A 23,911-nucleotide genomic window follows, 5' to 3' on the forward strand; every position below is an offset into this window, starting at 1 on the left:
TAAAGATTGAACCATTCTTGCGAATTTTTTAATCTTTAAATTTTTAAATTTTTAAATCTTTCAATTATTTTTTTAAATTAACAGCAAGAGTAATATAACCTTAAATCTGTAACCAATAGTCTCTTCGTCTTCTTTCTTTAGCGTGTCTTTCAACTAACACTAAAGCTCTAGAAAGGAGGTGTTCCAGCCGCACCTTCCGGTACGGCTACCTTGTTACGACTTAGCCCTAGTTACCAGTTTTACCCTAGGCAGCTCCTTGCGGTCACCGACTTCAGGCACCCCCAGCTTCCATGGCTTGACGGGCGGTGTGTACAAGGCCCGGGAACGTATTCACCGGATCATGGCTGATATCCGATTACTAGCGATTCCAGCTTCACGGAGTCGAGTTGCAGACTCCGATCCGAACTGTGACCGGTTTTGTAGATTCGCTCCTGGTCACCCAGTGGCTGCTCTCTGTACCGGCCATTGTAGCACGTGTGTAGCCCAAGGCGTAAGGGCCGTGATGATTTGACGTCATCCCCACCTTCCTCACAGTTTGCACTGGCAGTCTCGTTAGAGTTCCCGACATGACTCGCTGGCAACTAACAACAGGGGTTGCGCTCGTTATAGGACTTAACCTGACACCTCACGGCACGAGCTGACGACAACCATGCAGCACCTTGTAAATTGTCTTGCGAAAAAACTGTTTCCAGTCCGGTCAATCTACATTTAAGCCTTGGTAAGGTTCCTCGCGTATCATCGAATTAAACCACATGCTCCACCGCTTGTGCGGGCCCCCGTCAATTCCTTTGAGTTTCATTCTTGCGAACGTACTCCCCAGGTGGGATACTTATCACTTTCGCTTAGCCACTGAGATCGCTCCCAACAGCTAGTATCCATCGTTTACGGCGTGGACTACCAGGGTATCTAATCCTGTTCGCTACCCACGCTTTCGTCCATCAGCGTCAATCCATTAGTAGTAACCTGCCTTCGCAATTGGTATTCCATGTAATCTCTAAGCATTTCACCGCTACACTACATATTCTAGTTACTTCCTAATAATTCAAGTCTAGCAGTATCAATGGCCGTTCCACCGTTGAGCGATGGGCTTTCACCACTGACTTACTAAACCGCCTACGGACCCTTTAAACCCAATGATTCCGGATAACGCTTGGATCCTCCGTATTACCGCGGCTGCTGGCACGGAGTTAGCCGATCCTTATTCTCACAGTACCGTCAAGACATTACACGTAATGTTGTTTCTTCCTGTGCAAAAGCAGTTTACAATCCATAGGACCGTCATCCTGCACGCGGCATGGCTGGATCAGGCTTGCGCCCATTGTCCAATATTCCTCACTGCTGCCTCCCGTAGGAGTCTGGTCCGTGTCTCAGTACCAGTGTGGGGGATCTCCCTCTCAGGACCCCTACCCATCGTAGCCATGGTAAGCCGTTACCTTACCATCTAGCTAATGGGACGCATGCTCATCTTTCACCGTTGTGACTTTAATAGTTCAACCATGCGGTTGTACTATACTATGAGGTATTAATCCAAATTTCTCTGGGCTATCCCTCTGTGAAAGGTAGATTGCATACGCGTTACGCACCCGTGCGCCGGTCTCTCATTCCGAAGAACAATACCCCTCGACTTGCATGTGTTAAGCCTGCCGCTAGCGTTCATCCTGAGCCAGGATCAAACTCTTCATCGTATATTGTGCGCTTAATTAATTAAGCTATTATTATGCGACTCCAATTCTAGTGGTCTATTCTCAAATCTTTCGATTCTATTACTCTTATTCTTTTGTTTTAACATCTCTGTTAAAACGGCTGTCAATTCAATATGTCTAGGAACGTATTCTTATAGTTTTTCCACTCGTTTAACTCACATTGTGTATCTCTCGAAGCGGGTGCAAAACTAACAATTCTTTTTATAACTGGCAAGAACTTTTTGAAGTTTTTTTGAAAAATATTTTTCTCAATTTCTTCTCTTTTCTTATCAGCCTCTCAAGGAACGTTGCGCGTTTAGCGGGGTGCAAAAGTACTGCCTTAATTCACATTTACAAACCTTTTCTTTATTTAATTTCATTTTTTTTAAAAACTTTTTCTTAACAATCTAATAACGATTAATTTAGATTTTAGTCATTTTACAACTTATTAAAGATTTTTCTTGCTTTTGTTGATTTTTTAGAAATATTAATATCTGAATCATGAAGCTTTTTATTAAATACATAGTATTATTTAGCATTTAACATCAACTTTATACATTATGTAGATATCAAGATAAAGTCGGATTATAATTTAGTATTAATATCCCGGTCAATACAGACATCAAATAATTCCTGAATTGTACTTATATATTAACATCGCTACTACAACGGATTTGATCCTATATATAGTTCTTGGATATTCTAATAAAAACATATATCGAATTAAGAAAAATTCAAACTTAACATTTGCTTTTTTTTATTACTAGCCAAACTATATCAAAACCATAGTTACTTATATAAGTTAAACATATATGTAAAAAATTTAAAAGGATTCGAACTAGTATTAAAGTAAAGAACATAACGAATTATCAATCAAAACCATTGATCATTTTATTGAACAAATAAAGACATCAAAATTTATACTTTGAAAGCTTCTTTAAATTATGATGGGCGGTAAAGAATTCAAAACATAAAATTTATTTCAATATCATCACCTAATTTTGATGTACATATTTATTTTTAAGCATATTAACCACAAAAAGGACGTTAAATGCTTTCAAACATATTAAAAACTTATCCTAAAAATATATCAACTTCTTTAAATAATGGAGAAAATAGTTTGAAATAGGTATCTCACGGAGAACAAAAAAAACTAAAAACTTATAAAATATTTAGGCTTTTGATATTACATTTCGTTTGTAACTTTAATAATGTAAAAGATTATAGTTTCAATCCTTTTTCAATTCAAAGATAATCTTTAGCCTTTTTGTATTTCTATTTATTTAGAAGAAAAACAGCTTTTGCAAATTCTTTTCCCAAATCAATATAACCGTCACTTTTATAATGGTATTTATCTGAATATTTATAACTACTTGTCGTTCGTACAATGGTAGTATTGCGTTCGGTTATGGCAAATTTTTCTTGTCCGTATTGCACCAATTCTCCAAAACCCCAAACTTTTCCATCGACATCATCACCAGAATCGGATATTTTTCCAATTACAATAGGCAAATCATTGTTTCTAAAAGTTGCTCGCATGAGTTCCATCAACCTTTTTAAATTTGCATAATATTGATTGGCTACCAGTTCTGTTTTGTCGGCATCACTTTCTCCTTGCATCCAAATAATACCACTCGGAATCAATACATCTTCAACTCCATCTCCGTCTATGTCATGTACTGCCATTGCATTATTGACTGTTTTTAGAAAATAATCGTATTGATTGATTCCTTTTCCTCCTCTAAAATCAGGCTCCCAAGCACCAAAATAGGCAGTCCCGCTACTATCAATCGATGAGCCATTTCTGGCATATTTTATAATGGCCAGTTTTTGGTTTGGATATAATTCTTGCAGTTTTTTGGCAAACGAAACCTCAACACCAAATCGATCCGAAAATGTATTGCTCTTTCCATCCGAGGCAAAACCAGTTCCGTTCCCTGGCTGAAGTACCTCCCACTTTCCTAATCCTCCAGTTTCATTATTGTCTCCAACCGGGTTTCCTTGGTAAATAAAAACATTTTTATTTTTTTTGTTTAAAGAATCCGGTAGCTCTTTTACATACCCATACCCCTGCATATTCGACTGACCGCCCAAATAAAACACTCTGATGGTATCTTTTTTGGTTTGTGCCAAAAGCAAAAAAGGAACTAGAATAAACATTAAAATATATTTCATAATCAATTCTTTAAATTATTTTGACAATTCAAAACTATCTCTCAAACGAATATTTGCCGAAGACGAGCCAATCATAAGATCAAAATCACCTGGTTCCGAAACAAACTCCAATGCATTGTTGTAAAACGACAGCTTTTGATTGTCTATCGTAAACTGAATGGTTTTGGTTTCTCCACGATTCAAACTGATTTTTTGAAAATCTTTCAGCTCGATTATCGGGCGTACCACCAAACCCACTTTAGCTCCTTTTTTAAACTCTAAAAAATTAAGGTCAAAATTTCCTCCTTCAAATTGAACGTGAATTTTATTAATTTCTTGTTTGAAAACTATATTTTTGAGTGTAACTTATTAGCAAATAAATAGAAGCTTTTTTGTCGCAACACCTCAACTTTGATTTTGCATTTGCTCCCAGAGTGATGGTTATGAAGCATCGTAATTAGATATTGCAGCATCTTTTCTTGGTCTCCGGGAGTTTTATGCAAGTATGAAATTAAGAATAACCCGTTGGGTGAAATTAATTTTTACCCCATAACATAGAATTTATAGTTTTTAAAAGAAAGAAACAAATAGCCGTTTTACTATTCACATAGCTATTCTATGTGTGAAATAGTGCTATTTCTATTTATTCTTTCCCTTTTTAGTACTAATCTATGATCTATGTGGCTAAATTTTTATTGTATTTGATTTTCGTACAGCGGGTTAATCTCTTAACTTAATACACCAAAGTCTGAATGGCATTGGGTAAAATAGTAATTTGGGTAGCTTGAGTTCCAATACACAGATTGTAATTTACTGTAGCATCAGTCTGATTCATAACAACCGTTACCATTTTTCCGTCTTTATTCAAAAATGAAGTGCTCAACAAACTGCTTCTGCTCACGGCAGTACTCACTCTTTTGGCTTCTGGACGAATGAATTTTGAAAAATGTCCAATGTAATAATAAGAAGGGGTGTATATTAATTCGCCTGTATTGGTGTCCGCATGAATGGGTGCAAAACAAAAATTACCTACATGATTGGGTCCGCCTTTTTCATCCAAAAGGATATTCCAATCTGTCCAACCCACAGTTCCATTATTAAAATCATTTATCATTGAAGTTCCATAACGTTCTCCATTGCTCCATAGTTGGTAGTTTTTGGCATCAAATTTTTCAATACAACCTTCTGTAAATAGCAGATTTTTATTAGGATATGCTTCATGCACTCGAGCTACATTATCAAACATTGGGGAACCACCCGCCCAAGTTTCATACCAATGAAAACCCATTCCCCAAGCATATTTGGCCGCTTCTGGATCTCTAAAAATAGTATTGGCACGTTGCACCATCAAATCGCGATTGTGATCCCAAACTATTATTTTTTTAGCTCCTAAGCCTTCTTTTTTCATTATTGGACCAAGAAAATTCTTCAAGAAATCCCGTTCAGCTTCAGCGGTAAACACACAGGATTCCCAAGTTTGAACTGCCATTGGTTCATTTTGAATTGAAATACCCCAAATCGGAATCCCTTCTTTTTCATAGGCCTTTACAAACTTGGTATAATACGTTGCCCAAGACTGGAAATACTCTGGCAAAAGTGTCCCACCTTTGAGCATGCCTTTATTACTTTTCATAAAAGCGGGAGGGCTCCATGGACTTGCATATAAAGTCATTTTTCCGCCAGCTGTCTCTGTTGCTTTTTTGATCAGTGGTATTTTAAATGCTCTATCATGTTCTATTGAAAAAGTTTTCAATTCAGTGTCGCCTTCCTTTATATAGGTATAACTCCCAGAAGCAAAATCCGAACTGTGAATTGTGGTTCGCATCAAAGAATACCCAATTCCCTTGTCCTGACTGTAATATGCATTCAAGAATTCTTGCTGTTTGTCACTCGATAATTTGGCAAAAACTTCAGCACTGGCATCCGTAATTGCGCCTCCAATTCCCAGAAAAGATTGAAACGTTTTGTCTGGATTCACAAAGACCGAAATTTGCTTTTCAGTAGGTTGAATTAATTCTGAAAATGTTAGAGCATCTGTTTTAGTCAATCTTAAATTAGTGCTTTTAGCAGTTGTATAAACTGTAACCGTTTTACCATTTGTACTATACGATTGATTTTGTGATTTACTTTTTTGTTGTGCAAAAACAAAAAATGAGGATAGCACTACTAACGTGGTAGTTATTTTTTTCATGATTTATTTGGTGAAAATTGATTTTACAGATACGTTATTACCAGATATATGTTCCTACCGCTCCCGCTTCTAGTGAAGTAGTAATCCATTTTCCATTGTATTTAATATTGAACAATTCTGCAGCACTTCCGTCGTTAAGAACTAATAATACTTTTTTACCCTCAGGAGTTTTAAAAGCTACATTTTGTAAATTACCTACAATAGCACTACCAATTCTAACAGAACCCACTGGCACGAACTTAGAAGCATGAGCTGCTATGTAATAACCAACATTACGGGTTAATGATTCGGTGCTGTTTATTGTTATTGCTCCCTTACAAGTTGTACATCCTCCTTGTGTATGAGGACCAAAAGTACCATCATTAGCAAGATTCCACTGTAATGCATTTTTACTCCAATTTCGCATTGAACCTATAATTACATTTTTTACTTGCCATTTTAAATCTCCGTCAAATGCACCTGTAGAGGAAGTGTATTGCTCTGTTAAATAAACATCCTTATCTGGAAATGCATCATGAACGGTTGTAAGTGCGCTAATATCACCTCCATACAAATGAAATGCAGAACCAGTTACAAAAGGGTAAGCTACAGCGTCTTTTAAGATCGTAATTGGATATTGGGGGTTATCACAATTATGATCATAGGTAATGATCTTTGTAGCAATATTAGCAGCTTTAAATGCAGGACCTAAGTTGTTTTTTACAAAATCGGTCTGCTGTAGAGCAGTCATTACCATACTCGGATTGTTACCCCCGTGTAAAGGTTCATTTTGAGGAGTAATCGCATCAATTACAATTCCTTCCCCTTTCATTTTTTGAATAAATTTTACAAAATACTGAGCATATACTTCATAATATTTAGGCTGAAGACTGCCACCCACAAAATTAGCATTGTCTTTCATCCAAAGTGGTGCAGACCATGGTGACCCCATTATTTTTATATTCGGATTGATAGCCAGAATTTCTTTTAGCAACGGAATCAAATCTGTCATATCAGGAGCTAGACTGAAATTAGTCAAACTAACATCTGTTTGTCCAGTCGGCATATCATCATAAGTAAAAGGAGTAGCATTCAAGTCGGATGCACCGATACTGATTCTTAGGTAGCTTAAACCTATTGAACTATCACCTGAACCAAATAATTCCTGCAATAAGTCTTTCTTTTTTTGAGTAGTCAACTGATTGATCACTTGAGCACTACCTCCTGTCAATGTAAATCCAAAACCATCCACGGTCTGATACTTTTGAGTATCATTAATTTCAATGTTTTGATAAATATTTGCTTTACTGCCAAAAGCTAAAATACTGGTTTGTTTTTGCAAAAGTGCAGATTGATTACCTTTAGTCAACCAAAAATCAACTTCATTCTTTACTACCGGAGTTGGCGTAGGTGTTGGAGCTGGTGAATCTCCTCCATCATTAGAAGAGGAACAACTGATATGCATGGCTGAAAAAGCTATTATAAAAAAAAGCTTTCCTATTTGATGTATTTTTTTCATTATTTATATGTAATTAATTTTGACAAAACCCAAAAAAGGAACTGCTCTATTTTGGATTCTGAATTGTTGTTATTTAATTTTTTACTGTTGATAACCTAAACTCGATTTTTAATTTTTGGAGCAGAAAGATTAGGATTTTCAGCAAGTATCGTCCCGCTTTCCGTTACAATCTTATGCCCCGAACCCCGGGTCATAAGGATCTTCACTGCAATCGGGGCTAAAAGGAAAGATTTTGCTTTTTTGCCATCATTCAAAAAAAATCTAACATTTAACCTCAGCCAACGGTTTCAACCATTGGAGATAATAATCTCGTTCAAGCAGAAAGTATATGCGCTGCCGTTTCCTATTTATATACTCGTATATAATCTACTTCCAAAGTTGATGATGTAAAATTTGGGTCTACTGTACCTCCCCAAACGCCTCCCATTGCTAAGTTTACAATTAGATAAAAGTTTTTGTTGAATGGAAATTTATCTGAATTTACAAAAGTGTAAAACAACTTGTCATCTACATAAAACTTTATATAACTTGCTGTCCAATCTGCCGTATAAATATGAAATTCGGTATTGTCATTAGGCACGTTTATAGTTCCTGTATCTGGAGTAGCTCCGGAACGTCCCGGAGAGTGTAATGAAGAATGATTAACATTCAACTCTTTTCCAACAGATTCTATAATATCTATTTCCCCACATGCGGGCCAACCAACACTACCAATATTACTACCCAGCATCCAAACAGCAGGCCAAGTCCCAACGCCGGTAGGCAATTTTGCTCTAATCACTATTTTGCCATACGTAAAATCAAATTTTCCATTAGATTCTAATCTTCCCGAAGTGAAGTCTCCTTTTCCATATTTTTCCCTGATGGCTTTTATTTTCAAAACTCCATCTTGAACAATTGTATTTTCAGGACGATTGGTGTACGATTGCAGTTCATTATTAACATTCCCTGGATCCCAAATTTGAAAAGTCCATTTGCTAGCATCAGGGGCACCATCGGTATTGAATTCATCAGACCAAATTAACTTGGATTCTACCAAAACGGTAATAGAGAGTGACGTGCTAACAAATTTACCAGCATTATAAGCAGACACATATAACACATAAGTATTTGTACCCGATGTTGTATAGGTGTATGAAAAGCTTCCGCTTGTTACTTCTTTTGTTTCTCCATTCCCAAGAGTAATTTTATAGGATGTGGCATTTGTTGCCGATAAAGTAAAATTAACTACACCAGTTCCATCTCCATTTGGATTTTGTGGCGAAATGCCAACTATTGCAGCTGTAACTTTTAAATTTGCAGGTGTTTTAATATCTGCTTCTGGTTCGTCTGAATTTGACCCACTACAGGAAATAAACAGAAAACAATTTAGTACAATTATCAGATTAATTCTAGAAAGATATTTTTTCATTTTTGCTATTTATTAAAATATTCCATTAAAAAAAATGACCCATAATCAATTGAGAATGGGCCATTCTACCAACTCAAACTTAACTTAAAAAAAACCTAATTATCTTGAGAACAATTACAAAGTTGGTCTCATTTCAATATTTTGAAATTTGATACCAGACTTCATATCTTCCCCACCACCTCTTATAACTAAATAGGCAGTACCAGTAGTAGTTGCAGTGAATATTCCTAAATTGTTTTCTGGCTTACACCCTACAGCTGAAATTTTTCCTGAAAAAGGTGCCGTTGCACAACCATCCCAAGTACTTAAAGCTCTTAATTTTCCACCTTCGGAATAATCAGTTCCAGGTACTGGAGCCGAATAACCACAATAGACTTCTAACCAAGTATTACTACAACCTGTAGTTGAAGAAGTTACCATATCGATTTTGTATTTTTTTCCTGCAATAACACTAATTGCTTGATACATTCCATTACCTGCCCAACCATTAGCTGTTAAAGTAGCAGAACCATTTCCAAAAACAATACTGGCGCTAGAAGTTGGATTTGTAATTGTCCATTTAGACCAATCATCACTATTGGTTAATCTTCCTCCTTTAAGAATATTTCCAGCCACAGGATCTGGAGTAGTTACAACAATTTCTTGAGTTGCAGTATTTACAATTCCTCCTTTTCCGATAGCAGCATGTGTGATAGGATAAGTACCAACATCAGGTAACGAAATTTCAAAATCCATTTTCCCTTCAGCTAATCCTGTACCTGTATCCCAAAGAGATCTTAAAACTCCTTTTGGTTGTGCAACAATTCTATATACATTCACTTTACCTTCAACTGGTTTAACCGTAAAAGACGCATCAACAGTTGTTGGAGTTAAGCCATTGTCAACAAACGAGTCTTCAGGCTGACAACTTGTGAAATTTACAATTGCAGCCACAGCAAACAATAGTAAAATTCTTTTCTTTTTAATTATATGTAAGTTCATAAAATGTCATTTAAATGATTAGTAATTAGGATTTTGAACTATTTTTGTGTTCGGTAAGTTACTATAAGGTATTGGCCAAATTTCATTTTTGCCAGCTACAAACCCTTTATCAGCTAGAGCTGCAGCCGCTTTTCCTGTGCGCACTAAATCAAACCAACGGTGACCTTCACCAGCAAGTTCTTTTCTTCTTTCTAACATAATCGCATCAATAGAAACTGGCACCGAAGCCAATCCTACTCTCGCTCTAACTGCATCTAATAATGCTTGTGCTCTTGATCCTGTTCCTCCAAGTGCCTCTGCCTCCATCAAATAAGTATCTGCTAAACGAATAGCATAAACATCTTGTTTGTAATTCAATGCTGTTGCTCCTGCTCCTGTTGAAGTATCTGAATTTAAAGGCATGAATTTTTTTAAAAAATATCCCGTGTCTTGATAATGGGGTGCCCAATCAGCTTTACCTGATGCTTTCATTGCTTTCATATCTAATATGGTTGCATCAAAACGAGGATCTCCTTTTAAAACTGCATACAAAGCAGGTGTTACGGTATTGAAACTCCATCCAGAAACGTATTCTGGAGCAGTTGAACCTGTAGGTCTTGTATAACCACGAGGACCAACCATAATATTTATACTATTTCCTTCATCGGCACCACTACCCCAAAATCCCCAATCAGCATTACTTTTGTCCGTATGTAAAATTTCAATAATGGCTTCTGAGTTAAATTTGTTGTTAATTACCCAAAGATCAGCAAAATTGTCCAAGAGTTTGTATCCGTAAACACTGGTGCTTCCTGGGGTACCATTTACTTCAGCAAATTCTGTTGCGGCTAGGCTATTTTTCTTTTCATACAAATACACTTTACCCAATAAAGCTTGAACAGAACCCTTGGTTAATCGGCCTGCTTCAGTTTTAACATCTAGTAATTTATTAGGCAAATCCGCTTTCGCTTCCATTAAATCTTTCTCAATTTGAGCATAAACGGCATCTGGTGAAACTTGTAACGTATTATAAGTTTGTGATGGTGAAATAGGCTGCAAAATCAAAGGAATGTTTTTGAAAGTACGCACTAACTCAAAATAATAATACGCTCTTAGTGCTTTTGTCTCTGCTACAAAGCGTGCTTTTTTATCAGCATCCATTTTAGTTTCCGGTAACTTCTCTAATAAAATATTAGCTCGTGAAATTCCTTGATAGAAATCACTCCAAAAGCTTTCCGGCATATTAATTTGATCTAACGTATAATTATCAAATGCATGAATTCCTGCTCCATCTCCTACATTACCACCACCAGCAAAAAAATCATCAGATCCTGCATTCAGCATACAGATCATATTTTCAAACCCTTTGGATTGTTTGCCAATAATATCATAAACAGCGATTAAACCAGAATATGCTTGATCTTCATTTTTATAATAATTCTCTACTAAGTCAAGACCCTTAGGATCAACATATAAGAATTCTTCGCTACAGGCTGCCGCTGTAAAAAGTAAACCAACTGCAATGCCTAAATATTTTATATTTTTAAATTTCATAATCTTTTTTTTAAAATTGTAAATTAACTCCCAACATAAATGATTTTGCCTGCGGATAATATCCTTTATCAACACCAATTACACCACCCCCAATTTCAGGATCATAACCAGTGTATTTAGTAAATGTGAACAAGTTTTCACCTGTTACATAAATTCTAGTTTTTGACAATCCTACTTTACCAATTGTAGCACTCGGTAAGCTATAACCCAATTGGATCGTTTTAAATCTTAAGTAATCACCATCTTCTAAATAAAAATCAGATGCATTTGTGAAGTTTTTATTGGTATCTGCTGTTGATAATCTTGGATAAGAATTACTAGTTCCTTCTCCAGTCCAGCGACCTAAAGCAGCCGTTTGATAATTAGCATTTATAACATCTAACCTTCTCAATCCTTGAAAAATCTGATTTCCAACAGCCCCTTGAGTAAATATTACTAAATCGAAATTTTTGAAATCTACGTTCAATGTAATCCCATAAGTAAATTTTGGAAGTGAACTTCCGATGAATGTTTTATCATCATCTGTAATCTTGCCATCTCCATTTGTATCTTGCCATCTAAAATCCCCAGGCTTAGCATTCGGTTGCACTAATCCTCCTGAAGCATTTTTATAGGCATTAACCTCATCTTGATTCTGAAAAATTCCTTTTGTTTTATAACCGTAAAATGAATTTATGGGATGACCTACTTGCGTTCTAGTAATATTACCCATACTTTGGAATGAAGCGTTTCCATCAATGAATTTAATGTCATTACCCAAATAGGTTACTTTATTTTCGACATAGGAAATATTACCTCCTAATTTAAAATTAACTTCTCCTATTTTTTTTCTATACCCTAATTCGATATCTATACCCTTGTTTTCCATGTCAGCAATATTTGCAGAAGGATTTCCAGTGGTTCCTACATAACCAGGAAGTTTAATGTCTTGTAGAATTCCTGTAGTTTTTTTATTATAAAAATCCACAACAAAGTTAAGGTCATTGAAAAATGTCGCATCAAATCCGATGTTACCTTGGCTCGTTTCTTCCCATTTTAAATCAGGGTTGGCTGGAGCATTTGGACTATTTCCAATTACAACAGAACCTTGGTTACCTACCGTATAATTTCGTCCTCCACTGATCGTAGGTAAATATTTAAAATCACCTATAGCATCACTTCCTACAATTCCGTAACCTCCTCTAACTTTTAGACTTGTTACAATATTGTTTTGTGGCCAAAAATCTTCATTTGTTGGAACCCAACCTAACGAGAATGATGGGAAAACACCATATTTGTTGTTGGCTCCAAAACGAGATGAACCATCACGACGAATATTTCCAGTAAATAAATATTTTTCTTTATAATCATAAGTAACCCTAGCAAACAAAGAAGTCACAATATGCTCAAAACCATTATATGCCGATGCAGTAATATTATCTTTTACAGCGCCATAACCGAATGAGGCATCATCAAAATTATTAGCAGGAATGTTTTTATAAGTTACATAAGTTCCAGAAGAAATATTATCAACATAGGCACCCTGACCACCCAAAATTGTAAAATTATGATCGCCAATTTTTTTCTTGTATGAGATTGTATTTTCAACATTCCATCCAAAACCTTTATTAGTTCCTCTACTCAGACTATTCACTGAATTTATCGTTGAAGAGTTAAGGTATGACACTGGATCAAAACTTTCTGAACCCCAATAAGCTAATTTACCACCCACGGTACTTTTAAACTTCAATCCATTAATCACTTCTAACTCTAAATATGCATTTCCAACAAAGTTATCTGACCATCCATAATTACCCAATCGAGTTTGAATATAGGCCAATGGATTACTCATTTCCTGTTGAACTACCTGTGATACCCCATATGGATTTCCATTTGCATCTCTAAAAATGCCAGCTTGGTTAACATATGGGTAAAGATTAGCCTCTACAGGATCGGTAACAACAAGTGGTGTTGTAGGATCAAGATTAATTGCAGAACTTAAAGGTCCACCAAATTCACTATTTGTATTCCCTAATCCGATATTTTTCTCATGAGAGTACCCTAATGTTTGACCAAAAGTTAATCCTTTTACAATTTTATGTGTAGAATTTAAACGAATATTCTTTCTGTTGTAATTAGAAATTTTAGAGGCAACAATTCCTTCTTGATCTAATAAACCAAAAGACACATAAAAAGTTGAAACATCATTTCCGCCGCTTAAACTTAATTCATGTCCAGTTCGCAATGCACTGTCATTAAAAATAGCATCTTGCCAGTCAGTTCCTTTTCCATAAGCTGTAGTAGATTGATAAGGAAGCACATAAGGATTGGTTGGAGATGGAACATAACCATTTGCATAACGCTCGTTCATTAATGTAGTGTACTGATTTGCATCTAGTAAATCTAACTTTCTTGCCGCTTGAGAAAAACCAATATATCCATTATAAGACATACTCATTTTACCCGATTTTCCTTTTTTGGTCGTAATAAGAATTACTCCCGCTGCAGCACGTGCACCATATATTGCCTGAGAAGCTGCGTCTTTCAAAACATCCATAGTTTCAATATCGGCTTGGTTTAAATAACCAATACCTCCGTTATCAACTACAACACCATCAACTACCCAAAGAGGATCGTTGTTCCCAATTGAAGTAATACCTCTTATACGAATTGTTGAAGATGAACCCGGCTGTCCAGCATTTGCAGCTATAGTAACTCCAGAAACTCTACCTTGCAAAGCTTGTTCTACTCTAGTAATAGGTAAATCCTTCAGCTGAGCAGCTCTAACTCCTGAAATTGCTCCAGTTAATAAAACCTTCTTTTGGGTACCATACCCTACTACCACAACTTCATTTAAGTCTTGTGATGCAGTATACATTTTTACCTGTACTGATGTTCGACCATTGATAGAAGTCTCTACAGCTTTATACCCTATAAAGCTAATTGTCAAAACACCATTTGTAGGAGCCTTGATCTGAAACCTACCATCATAATCAGTTGCTACTGAAGATAATGTTCCTTTTAAAACTATGGTTGCCCCTGGTATTGGCATCCCCGCTTCGTCAATCACTTTCCCGTTAATTGATGCTTCTTGTGCATACCCATAAACTGAGAATAAGACTGACAAAATACAAAAAATAAATGCTTTTAATAATTTCATTTTTCTGATTATTTTGGTTAAAAATTTAGTTATTTGATGCAATAGTATATCTTAAATTTTTAATTTCAGAATTTACAATCACTACAAATTCACATCATTTACACCATACCAGTATTACAAAATATTATCAAAAAAAAATTAAAATATTGATTATCAATTTATTAAAAATTAAAAAACATTACTTAAAAAAATATTAATTAAAAAAAATCACTACAATTACTATAAATTAAATACTTTAGCTAAAAAACCGAAAAAGACCTTTAAATTCAGCACTAAAACATTTAAAAAGCATTTTATAATTCCCCCAATAATCCTATCAATTCTTATGCAAACTCTAAAAAACAATAAAGAACTTTATAGAAAAATAACGAAACATTTTTTGCTACTTGTTTTACTTGTCTCACCTCTTCTATTTTTAGGACAAGTAAAAAAAATTGGCCTACCTCTTATTAAAAACTATACTAAAACTGATAATAAAGGTGGAACCCAAAACTGGGACATTGACCAAGACAAAAATGGCAATGTTTATTTTGGAAATAATGATGGTCTTTTACAATTTGATGGAACGCGTTGGAACAAATACAAAGCAAAAAATTCGGATGCCATTAAATGTTTAAAAGTTGATTCTTCTGGAAAAATATATGTAGGCTGTTATAATGAGTTTGGTTATTTTGAAGCCAATCCTAAAGGAAAACTTGAATACTTTTCTATTTCCAGCTTATTAGATAAAAAAAAAATAAGTATAATCGACTTTATCTGGAAAATACACCTTTTTAAAGATGAAGTTATTTTTCAATCATTTGATCATATCTATATTTATAAGAATAACAAAATTAAAATCATAAATGCTCCAAAAAAATTTCAATTCTCATTTCTGATCAATTCCAAATTGTATTTTCAAGATATTTCAACTGGAATTCTAGAATATAAAAATGGTAAACTGAATTATCTCAAAGGTTTAACTACTTTGAATAATTCAGAAATTTGGGGCATGATTGAATTAGAAAAGAATAAAATCTTGACTGCCACTTTAGACAAAGGACTTTTTATAATAACAAACAATCAAGCTCTGCCATGGAATACCGAAGCCAATACATTCATAAAAAAGAATGGTTCTCTTGGATGTGTCCTTTATAAAAACAAATACGTTATAATTAATTCGGTTCTTGATGGTATTATAGTTTGCGATCTAAATGGAAATATTATACAGCATATCGACCGCAGCAAAGGACTTCAAAACAATACAGTTCTTGCTTCATTTATAGACAACAGCAATAATTTATGGCTGGGATTGGATAATGGAATTGCATATGTAAACGAAAATTCATTTCTAACCTATTTTGGATTTAGCTATAATTTAGGCACTGTTTATTCCTCTGTTGTACATAAAGGCTATTTGTATGTTGCAACCAATCAAGGCGTTTTTTGCCACCCTTGGAATACCGATTTTAAAGAAGGTTCATTTAGACTTATAGAAGGAACTACTACCCAAGCATGGAATGTTCAGATCATAAACGGAGAATTAATATGTGCCAGTAACAAAGGAGCTTTATTAATACAGAACGGAAATATGATTAAAAATCTTGATCCAAAAGGTTACTATGGATTTAAATCAATACCAAATCATCCTAATTTTTTTATTGGTGCAAACTACAATGGGTTTTCTGTATTTGAAAAGACAAGTTCTGGAATGAAATTTAGAAATAAAATAGAAGGTATCGATAAATCATCTAATTCATTTGAACTTGACAATGATTATTTATGGCTAAAAAAAGACCAATATATTCATCAAATTACCCTAAATAAGGATTTAAGAAAAGCCATTGCCATTAAAACTTTTACCCAATTTTTAGAACAAAATCCAGGTATTGGAAGTTTACAAAAAATAGATAATAAAGTTTTATTTCAATCCAATAATATTTTTTATACCTATTCAAAAACATTAGGCACTTTTGTAGAAGATCCTATAATGACTAAAATATTTAAGTCCATCCCAAAAGTAAAAAAACTAACAGAAGATACTAATGGGAATATTTGGTACTTCTATAATGAATCAATGGGAGCGTTGATAAAAGCGGGCAACAACAAATACAAACATGTCATCACTCCATTTACAAATTTAACTGGAAAATTAGTAGACAATTATATGTCTATAAATACTATTGATTCCAAAAACACTTTTATTGGCTTAACGGATGGTTTGGCATACTATGATTCTACCATCGAAACCAAATCCATATCAAAACCAATAGCTCATATTAGAAGTTTTACATTTCCGGGAGACACTATATATTTAGGGAATAAGCAAGATAAGAAAATACAATATGAGTTGCCTTATGCTTCAAATCAAGTAAAGTTTACGTTTTCGTCTCCTTCTTACGAAAATCTTGAAAATATAGAATTCTCCTATCAGCTGAAAGGCTTTGATGAAAATTGGAGTGCTTGGTCAAACAACACGATAAAAGAATATACCAATTTAAAAGAAGGCACGTATAAAATGAAAATAAAAGCAAGAAACAGCTTTAGGATTCAGTCGGAGGAAACTTCTATTGAATTCCGAATATTTCCCCCTTGGTACAGGCATTCACTAGCCTATTTATTTTACTTACTGACTGCAGCTGGATTAGTATACTATATCCGATATAGTACAAAAATGAAAATAAGAAAAAACAAATATGCTGAAACCTTAGAGCAAAGAAGATTATATTTAGAAAAAGAAACTAAAATTAGGTTAGAGCAATATGAATTGGAAAAAGAAATTGAAAAACTAGAAAATGATAAATTGCAAATAAAACTACTATCCAAAGACAAAGAACTTGTAAACAACACATTACAAGTAGTTAAGAAAAACAAAGTATTAAACGGCGTAATTCAGAAACTAAAAGTTATCGATACAAACTCATTTGATGAAGCTGCAAAGACTCAGTTTAACAAACTCAGTAAAAGCATTAGCAAGGAAGTCAGCATTGATAAAAGTTGGAAAGATCTTGAAAAACACCTTAAAAATGTACATTTTGATTTTCTAAAAAAATTAAAAGAAAAACACCCTACCATTACGCCAAGAGAAATGGATTTGGCTACCTATTTATTAATGAATATGTCTACAAAAGAAATTGCTGAATTCATGAATATATCTACAGGAGGAGTTGATTTAGCCAGATATCGATTGAGAAAAAAACTAGAATTAACTCAAAAAGAAAACTTAATTGGATACTTTATGAGTATAAAATAGAAAAAATTTAACACACAAACACGATTAACAATCTACTACTTTGTCCAAATTTCGAAAAAAATAGCTTAAAAATTGTATCACTAAGAGCACCAAAAAATAACATCTCTTATTTTCTTTTGTTTCATAAAGACATAAGAAAGTATAAAAAACACTCAGTATGATTCCCAAAGCTATTAAGATTACAAAGTAGAGTCGATTACTTTTGAGTATCTTTACAAACTAAATATAAATTACTACTTTTAGTTCAATTCATCTATTAAAAACCCTTAAAATAATACATTGTAAAAAACAATGCATAATAAACTATATAGATATACTTACAATAAAACAATAATAACTCGAAAAGTGATTTAAAAATTTAGTTTTAGAGAATAAAAATAACTGTATTTGTGACCTTGATTGCATATCCTTTTTCTTTATCTAAAAAATAAAAAATATGAAAAATCAACTACTCGTTTGCATTATAATCATAGGATTTATTCCATTAAATTGTTGGTCACAAAAAAACCCTTTAAATCAAAAAAAAATAAGTGAATCCAATAACACTTCCATTTTTAAAAACACTATTGAAATCCCCAATAGAAAAGTTAAATATTACCATGTTGAAGAAATCATTGTAATGAAATTTGGTAGTCGTAAAACCATTTACAATGTTTCAGATTCCAAATTAATTCAAACCTTTGATTTAGGTCCAAATAACATCAGAATTATCACTCCAATTTTCGAGAATGAAGATGCAAACTTTAACAAGGCTATAAAATCTAATGCTTTGAAGAAAACTGATGAATCAAGTATGTTATCAAGTATCAATTCAACTGAAAAAGCAACTACAACAGATGATTTACAACTGGAAAATAAAAGCATAATTATACCATCTCAAATACAAAAAGAGCAACCCAATGAATCTCTCACAGCATTAAATAGTTTAAATGCTATTGAAAGTTCAACAAAACCGTCAATCACTGCTATGTCAAAAGAAGAGGAAGATAAAATCTCCTATATTGATATTATAAAAACTTATGAAGGAGTTGCAGAGAAAGGATATGCTACTTTGGACATATTAAAAAAATTGGCCAATTCTTTCTATTTTAATAATGAGCTAGAAAAAGCCGAAAAATACTACACTAAATTATTTAATAAGACTTCTGACTTAGAACCTGAATATTATTATCGCTATTCGGTTGCTTTAAAATCGATTGGTCAGGACGAAAAAGCCAATGATTTTTTGCAAAAATTTAAACAATTATCAAATGCAACTGCTAAAGAATAACACAATTCTTTCTTTTTCATTAGACTCATTACGAAGTTTAATTTTTCATAAAAAACAGTAGTAAGTACTTGGTTTTAATAAAAAAACTAGATATAGTAGATTTCTAGTGCAGAATCGGGGTTAAACCTTTATGGATTAAAATAACAAAAGTAAAGAGCCGGACAAACTTTGCCGGCTCTTTGAAAAGAAATAATAAAATTAATTATTACTTCCAACCACCACCTAAATCTTTGTATACCATAACAGAGGCATTTAGCTGTTCTTTTTTGGTGTCAATCAATTCAAGGTTGGACTCCAAAGCATCTCGTTGGGTCATCAAAACCTCGAAATAATCAACTTTGGCTGACTTGAATAAATCACCTGCTACGTCAATCGATCGGTTTAATGCTGCCACTTGTTGCGATCTTAAGTCGTAGCTTTTTTCCAAATTACTGATTTTGGAAAGCTGAGTAGATACTTCCAGATACGCATTTAAAATAGTACGCTCATAGTTGTACAAAGCTTGAAGTTGTCTTGCATTCGCAGTGCTATACTCTGCTTTGATGGCATTTCTGTTAATTAATGGCATAGCCAAATCACCGGCTAAAGAATACAGAAGCGACTCAGGCATGGAAAAAAGTAATGATGGTTTAAAGGCATTAAAACCTATCGCTGCCGAAATATCCAGCGACGGATAAAACTCGGAGCGCGCTACTTTTACATCCAGCTTTGCGGCTTCTAGTTCCAATTCTGCTTGTTTGATATCGGGACGATTGGACAACAATTGAGATGGAATTCCCGAATTGACTGTCAATGGCAACAAACTCATAAAATTGGTTTTATCTCTTTTAATTTCCTGTGGATATTGCCCTAACAAAAAGTTGATTTTATTCTCTGTTTCTTTTATGTTTTGAAGAATGTCAAATTCCATACTTTTGGAAGCCATTACTTCAGCCTGAAACTTTTGAACTGCCAATTCGGTTGTTCTAGCCGCTTCTTTCTGAATTTTAACAACCTCCAAAGCGTTAGATTGCAATTCGATATTCTTTCTCACAATCTCCAACTGACTGTCTAAAGCCAATAGTTCATAATACGAATCGGCCACCTCAGAAATAAGGTTTGTAATAACAAAGTTTTTACCTTCAACAGTAGATAAGTATCTGCTCACTGCAGCTTTTTTGGAATTGCGCAGTTTTTTCCAAATATCCACTTCCCAGTTTGCGTAGGCCGCTATTTTGAAATCCTTTAGCGGGTCTGGCGTTTCTTTACCGGGCATAATTTCGGTAGAAGCGTCTCCAGCACCTTGACTGGTATATCTCCCCACTTTTTCAATTCCAGCCCCTGCTCCTATTCCAACTGTTGGCAATAATAACCCTTTCTTTACACGGATATCATTCTTTGCAATTTCAATTTCCTGCAAAGTAATCTGTAATTCCTGATTATTTTTCAAAGCAGTATCTATCAAATTTACCAGATTTGGGTCTTTAAAATAAACACGCCACGGAGTAGCTGCTATATTTGTAGTATCCGTTTCCTTGTTTTTAGTAAAAGCTTCGGGAACAGTTGCATTGGCAGTCAACGGCACATTAGTCGGAGCACAGCTTACCACCGCCAGGCAAATGCCTAGCGGGATAAAATATTGATATAACTTTATTTTATACATTGTGATCAATTTCTTCGGTTAATGGATTCTCTTCTTCGTTTTTGACAAATTTTATTTTTTCTGAAATTCTTCCGAAAACATAATACAATCCAGGAATGAGAAGTACACCGAAAATAGTTCCGATAAGCATTCCTCCTGCCGCGGCAGATCCAATTGTTCTGTTTCCAATTTTACCGGGCCCAGAAGCAATAACCAATGGAATTAACCCAGCAATAAAAGCGAATGAAGTCATTAAAATAGGACGGAATCTCAATGCAGAACCTTCGATTGCGGCCTGCAATACTGTATCTCCAGCTCGATGCCTCTGAACAGCAAATTCAACAATAAGTACAGCATTTTTACCCAGTAAACCAATTAGCATTACCATGGCAACTTGTGCATAAATATTGTTTTCCAAACCAAATAATTTTAGGAATAAGAATGCTCCAAAAATTCCGGCAACAAGTGATAAAATAACCACTAATGGAAGAATGAAACTTTCATATTGTGCAGCCAAAATTAAATACACAAAACCAAGACAGATTAAGAAAATATACATCGCTTCGTTTCCACGACCAACTTCATCTTTGGAAATACCTGCCCAATCAATTCCATATCCTCTTGGCAACTTCTTTTCTGCAACTTCTTGGATTGCTTTTATGGATTCACCACTACTGTATCCCGGCGCAGATTGACCGCTTATTTCTGAAGCATTGTACATGTTATGTCTGGTAATCTCAGACAAACCATATACTTTTTCCATTGTCATAAAAGCCGAGAAAGGCACCATTTCATCACGATTGTTCTTTACATACAATTTCAAAACATCTTCAGGCAATGCTCTGTACTCAGGAGACGCCTGAACCATTACCTTATAATTGATACCATATTTAATAAAACTGATTTCGTAATTACTTCCTATAAGTGTCGAAAGCGTATTGGTAGCATTTTCAATAGTTACTCCTTTTTGTTGTGCAATATCATTATCAATATTCAACATATACTGCGGAAAACTGGCACTGTAAAAAGTAAATACCGATGCCAATTCCGGTCTTTTGTTGAGTTCTTTAACAAAATCATTACTCACGGTTTCCATTTTCTTGTAATCACCAGACCCTGCTTTGTCCAGCAAACGCAATTCAAATCCTCCGGCAGCTCCATAACCCGGTACAGCAGGCGGTTCAAAGAATTCAATGGTGGCACCCGGAATATCCTTGGCCTTTTTCTCCAGTTCATCAATGATTTCTTGTGAAGAATGAGAACGTTCTTCCCAGCTTTTTAAGTTGATTAAGCATGTTCCAGAATTAGATCCTGTTCCTTCGGTAAGAATTTCATATCCAGCCAATGAAGAGACCGATTTAACTCCTTCAATACCTTCGGCAATTTTTTGCAGTTTTTCAGAAACTTGATTGGTTCTTTCCAATGTTGATCCCGGAGGAGTTTGAATAACCGCATAAAACATTCCTTGATCTTCGTTAGGTATAAAACCAGAAGGAAGACTGCCATTCAAAAAATAAGTCCCCACACAGAAAAACGTCAACATTCCAAAAGTAATGACTCTTCTGTTTACAATCAGCCCCAATAAATTTCTATATTTTTCTGAAACTCCATTAAACCAACCATTAAAACTTTCTACAATTTTATTTACTATTGTTTTCTTTTTAGGTTGACCATGCGTATTTTTTAGCATCATCGCGCAAAGCGCAGGCGTAAGCGTCAATGCAACAACTCCAGAAAGGATAATTGCAGTTGCCATAGTTATCGAAAACTGTCTGTAAAATATTCCAACAGGTCCCGACATAAATGCAACAGGTATAAATACCGCTGCCATTACAAAAGTGATTGCGACAATAGCACCACTTACCTCATGCATGGCCTCTTTGGTGGCCTTCATTGGTTTGAGATTCTTGGTTTCCATTTTATAATGGACCGCTTCAATAACCACGATGGCATTATCTACAACAATACCAATAGCCAAAACCAATGCGAATAAAGTAATCAGGTTTAAATTAATTCCAAAGAATTGCATAAACATAAAAGTTCCAATTAAGGATACCGGTACAGCAATTGCGGGAATTAAAGTAGAACGCCAATCCCCAAGGAACAAGAACACCACCAAACCTACTAATATAAATGCTTCCACCAAAGTATGGATTACTTTCTCGATTGAGGCATCCAAAAATTTAGAAACATCATAACTAATCTCATAGTCCATTCCTTTTGGAAATGTTGAAACTTTTAGTTCGGCCAATTTAGCTTTGACATCTTTAATTACCTGAGTTGCATTACTTCCATAAGATTGTTTTAAGACTATTGCAGCCGAAGGTTTTCCATTTAAATTGGAATAAATATCATACATCGAGCTTCCAAATTCTACTTTTGCAACATCTTTCAATCGAAGGATTTCACCATTTGGACTGGATCTTAAAACAATATTTTCATATTGCTCATTGGTAGTAAAACGTCCTGGATATTTCAATACATATTCAAATGCTTGTGATCTTTTACCAGAACTTTCACCTGTTTTACCTGGTGATGCTTCCAAACTTTGCTGTGATAAGGCTTCCATCACTTCGTCAGCAGATATTTTATAAGCCAACATACGATCGGGTTTTAACCAGATACGCATGGCATATTCTCTATTACCCAAAATATCGGCATCTCCAACTCCATCAACTCTTTTTAGCTCTGATAATATGTTGATATCCGCAAAATTGTAAAGAAATTTTTGATCTGCTTTTGGATCAGAACTATGAAGATTGACATACAAAAGCATGTTGGATTCCTCACGAGTAATTTTTACTCCTTCTCGAACTACAATTGGTGGTAGTTTATTTACTACCGAAGCCACACGGTTTTGTACATTTAGTGACGCTTGATTTGGATCAGTTCCAAGATTAAAAATAACCTGAATTGATCCTTCACCATCATTTCCAGCATCTGAAGCTATATATTTCATTCCGGGAACACCGTTTAAGGCTCTTTCTAGCGGAATGATTACCGATTTAATCAAAAGTTCGTTGTTTGCTCCTGGATACGAAGCGGTAACATTTACTTTTGGCGGTGATATCGAAGGAAATAATGTTACCGGTAATTTGACAAGTGCCAAAACACCCAGTAAGACAATCATCAGAGATATCACTATCGATAGGACTGGTCTTTGTATAAATTTATTAAACATTTTTTTAGATTTAGAATT

At 34.6% G+C, this 23,911-nt stretch carries 12 protein-coding genes and 1 rRNA gene; 2 read left to right on the plus strand and 11 right to left on the minus strand.

What is annotated here, in order from left to right; all coding sequences use genetic code 11:
• Positions 1–171: 171 nt before the first annotated feature.
• From OZP06_RS17630 to OZP06_RS17670, 9 genes are all read right to left on the minus strand, one after another.
• A 16S ribosomal RNA gene (locus tag OZP06_RS17630) occupies positions 172–1,685 on the minus strand.
• A 1,272-nt stretch (positions 1,686–2,957) separates the two neighbouring features.
• Positions 2,958–3,857, minus strand: a complete 900-nt coding sequence (locus OZP06_RS17635) for a sialate O-acetylesterase (RefSeq protein ID WP_269223019.1) — start codon at positions 3,855–3,857, stop codon at positions 2,958–2,960.
• Positions 3,858–3,872: 15 nt separating this feature from the next.
• The gene (locus OZP06_RS17640) at positions 3,873–4,085 is read right to left on the minus strand and encodes a fibronectin type III-like domain-contianing protein (RefSeq protein ID WP_269223020.1); all 213 of its coding nucleotides are present in this window, start codon (positions 4,083–4,085) and stop codon (positions 3,873–3,875) included.
• 484 nt (positions 4,086–4,569) lie between these two features.
• Positions 4,570–6,027 (minus strand): glycoside hydrolase family 30 protein, encoded by a 1,458-nt coding sequence (locus OZP06_RS17645; RefSeq protein WP_269223021.1) that lies wholly within the window; start codon positions 6,025–6,027, stop codon positions 4,570–4,572.
• Positions 6,028–6,064: 37 nt separating this feature from the next.
• Positions 6,065–7,525 (minus strand): glycoside hydrolase family 30 beta sandwich domain-containing protein, encoded by a 1,461-nt coding sequence (locus OZP06_RS17650; RefSeq protein WP_281324043.1) that lies wholly within the window; start codon positions 7,523–7,525, stop codon positions 6,065–6,067.
• A 343-nt stretch (positions 7,526–7,868) separates the two neighbouring features.
• Complete coding sequence (locus OZP06_RS17655) at positions 7,869–8,936, minus strand: family 16 glycosylhydrolase (protein ID WP_269223024.1); 1,068 nt, start codon at positions 8,934–8,936, stop codon at positions 7,869–7,871.
• A 114-nt stretch (positions 8,937–9,050) separates the two neighbouring features.
• Positions 9,051–9,917: a hypothetical protein gene (locus OZP06_RS17660; protein ID WP_269223025.1), complete on the minus strand. Its 867-nt coding sequence runs from the start codon at positions 9,915–9,917 to the stop codon at positions 9,051–9,053.
• A gap of 18 nt (positions 9,918–9,935) precedes the next feature.
• Entirely contained in the window at positions 9,936–11,450 is a 1,515-nt protein-coding gene (locus OZP06_RS17665; protein ID WP_269223026.1) for a RagB/SusD family nutrient uptake outer membrane protein, read from the minus strand.
• A gap of 10 nt (positions 11,451–11,460) precedes the next feature.
• A complete protein-coding gene (locus tag OZP06_RS17670) occupies positions 11,461–14,589 on the minus strand; it encodes a TonB-dependent receptor (RefSeq protein WP_281324044.1) in 3,129 nt (1,042 codons plus the stop codon).
• Between the two features lie 325 nt (positions 14,590–14,914).
• Here OZP06_RS17670 and OZP06_RS17675 point away from each other — a divergent pair, with 325 nt between their 5' ends.
• Together OZP06_RS17675 and OZP06_RS17680 are read left to right on the plus strand one after the other, a co-directional pair.
• The gene (locus tag OZP06_RS17675) at positions 14,915–17,821 is read left to right on the plus strand and encodes a triple tyrosine motif-containing protein (RefSeq protein ID WP_281324045.1); all 2,907 of its coding nucleotides are present in this window, start codon (positions 14,915–14,917) and stop codon (positions 17,819–17,821) included.
• 436 nt (positions 17,822–18,257) lie between these two features.
• The gene (locus OZP06_RS17680) at positions 18,258–19,091 is read left to right on the plus strand and encodes a hypothetical protein (RefSeq protein WP_281324046.1); all 834 of its coding nucleotides are present in this window, start codon (positions 18,258–18,260) and stop codon (positions 19,089–19,091) included.
• 205 nt (positions 19,092–19,296) lie between these two features.
• Here the strand turns inward: OZP06_RS17680 and OZP06_RS17685 are convergent, their stop codons facing one another.
• Both OZP06_RS17685 and OZP06_RS17690 read right to left on the minus strand, forming a co-directional pair.
• Positions 19,297–20,733 (minus strand): TolC family protein, encoded by a 1,437-nt coding sequence (locus tag OZP06_RS17685; RefSeq protein ID WP_269223032.1) that lies wholly within the window; start codon positions 20,731–20,733, stop codon positions 19,297–19,299.
• Positions 20,726–23,893, minus strand: coding sequence for an efflux RND transporter permease subunit (locus tag OZP06_RS17690; RefSeq protein WP_281324047.1), 3,168 nt, complete (start codon positions 23,891–23,893; stop codon positions 20,726–20,728). Before OZP06_RS17690 ends, OZP06_RS17685 begins: the two co-directional genes overlap by 8 nt.
• Between the last annotated feature and the right edge of the window lie 18 nt (positions 23,894–23,911).

The sequence above is a fragment of the Flavobacterium sp. IMCC34518 genome (assembly GCF_027111095.2).
GTDB classification, from domain to species: domain Bacteria; phylum Bacteroidota; class Bacteroidia; order Flavobacteriales; family Flavobacteriaceae; genus Flavobacterium; species Flavobacterium praedii.

Coding starts and splice junctions, on each gene's coding strand:
- OZP06_RS17635 (WP_269223019.1), bottom strand. CDS start 3,857: ATGAAATATATTTTAATGTTTATTCTAGTTCCTTTTTTGCTTTTGGCA.
- OZP06_RS17645 (WP_269223021.1), bottom strand. CDS start 6,027: ATGAAAAAAATAACTACCACGTTAGTAGTGCTATCCTCATTTTTTGTT.
- OZP06_RS17650 (WP_281324043.1), bottom strand. CDS start 7,525: ATGAAAAAAATACATCAAATAGGAAAGCTTTTTTTTATAATAGCTTTT.
- OZP06_RS17655 (WP_269223024.1), bottom strand. CDS start 8,936: ATGAAAAAATATCTTTCTAGAATTAATCTGATAATTGTACTAAATTGT.
- OZP06_RS17660 (WP_269223025.1), bottom strand. CDS start 9,917: ATGAACTTACATATAATTAAAAAGAAAAGAATTTTACTATTGTTTGCT.
- OZP06_RS17665 (WP_269223026.1), bottom strand. CDS start 11,450: ATGAAATTTAAAAATATAAAATATTTAGGCATTGCAGTTGGTTTACTT.
- OZP06_RS17670 (WP_281324044.1), bottom strand. CDS start 14,589: ATGAAATTATTAAAAGCATTTATTTTTTGTATTTTGTCAGTCTTATTC.
- OZP06_RS17675 (WP_281324045.1), top strand. CDS start 14,915: ATGCAAACTCTAAAAAACAATAAAGAACTTTATAGAAAAATAACGAAA.
- OZP06_RS17680 (WP_281324046.1), top strand. CDS start 18,258: ATGAAAAATCAACTACTCGTTTGCATTATAATCATAGGATTTATTCCA.
- OZP06_RS17685 (WP_269223032.1), bottom strand. CDS start 20,733: ATGTATAAAATAAAGTTATATCAATATTTTATCCCGCTAGGCATTTGC.
- OZP06_RS17690 (WP_281324047.1), bottom strand. CDS start 23,893: ATGTTTAATAAATTTATACAAAGACCAGTCCTATCGATAGTGATATCT.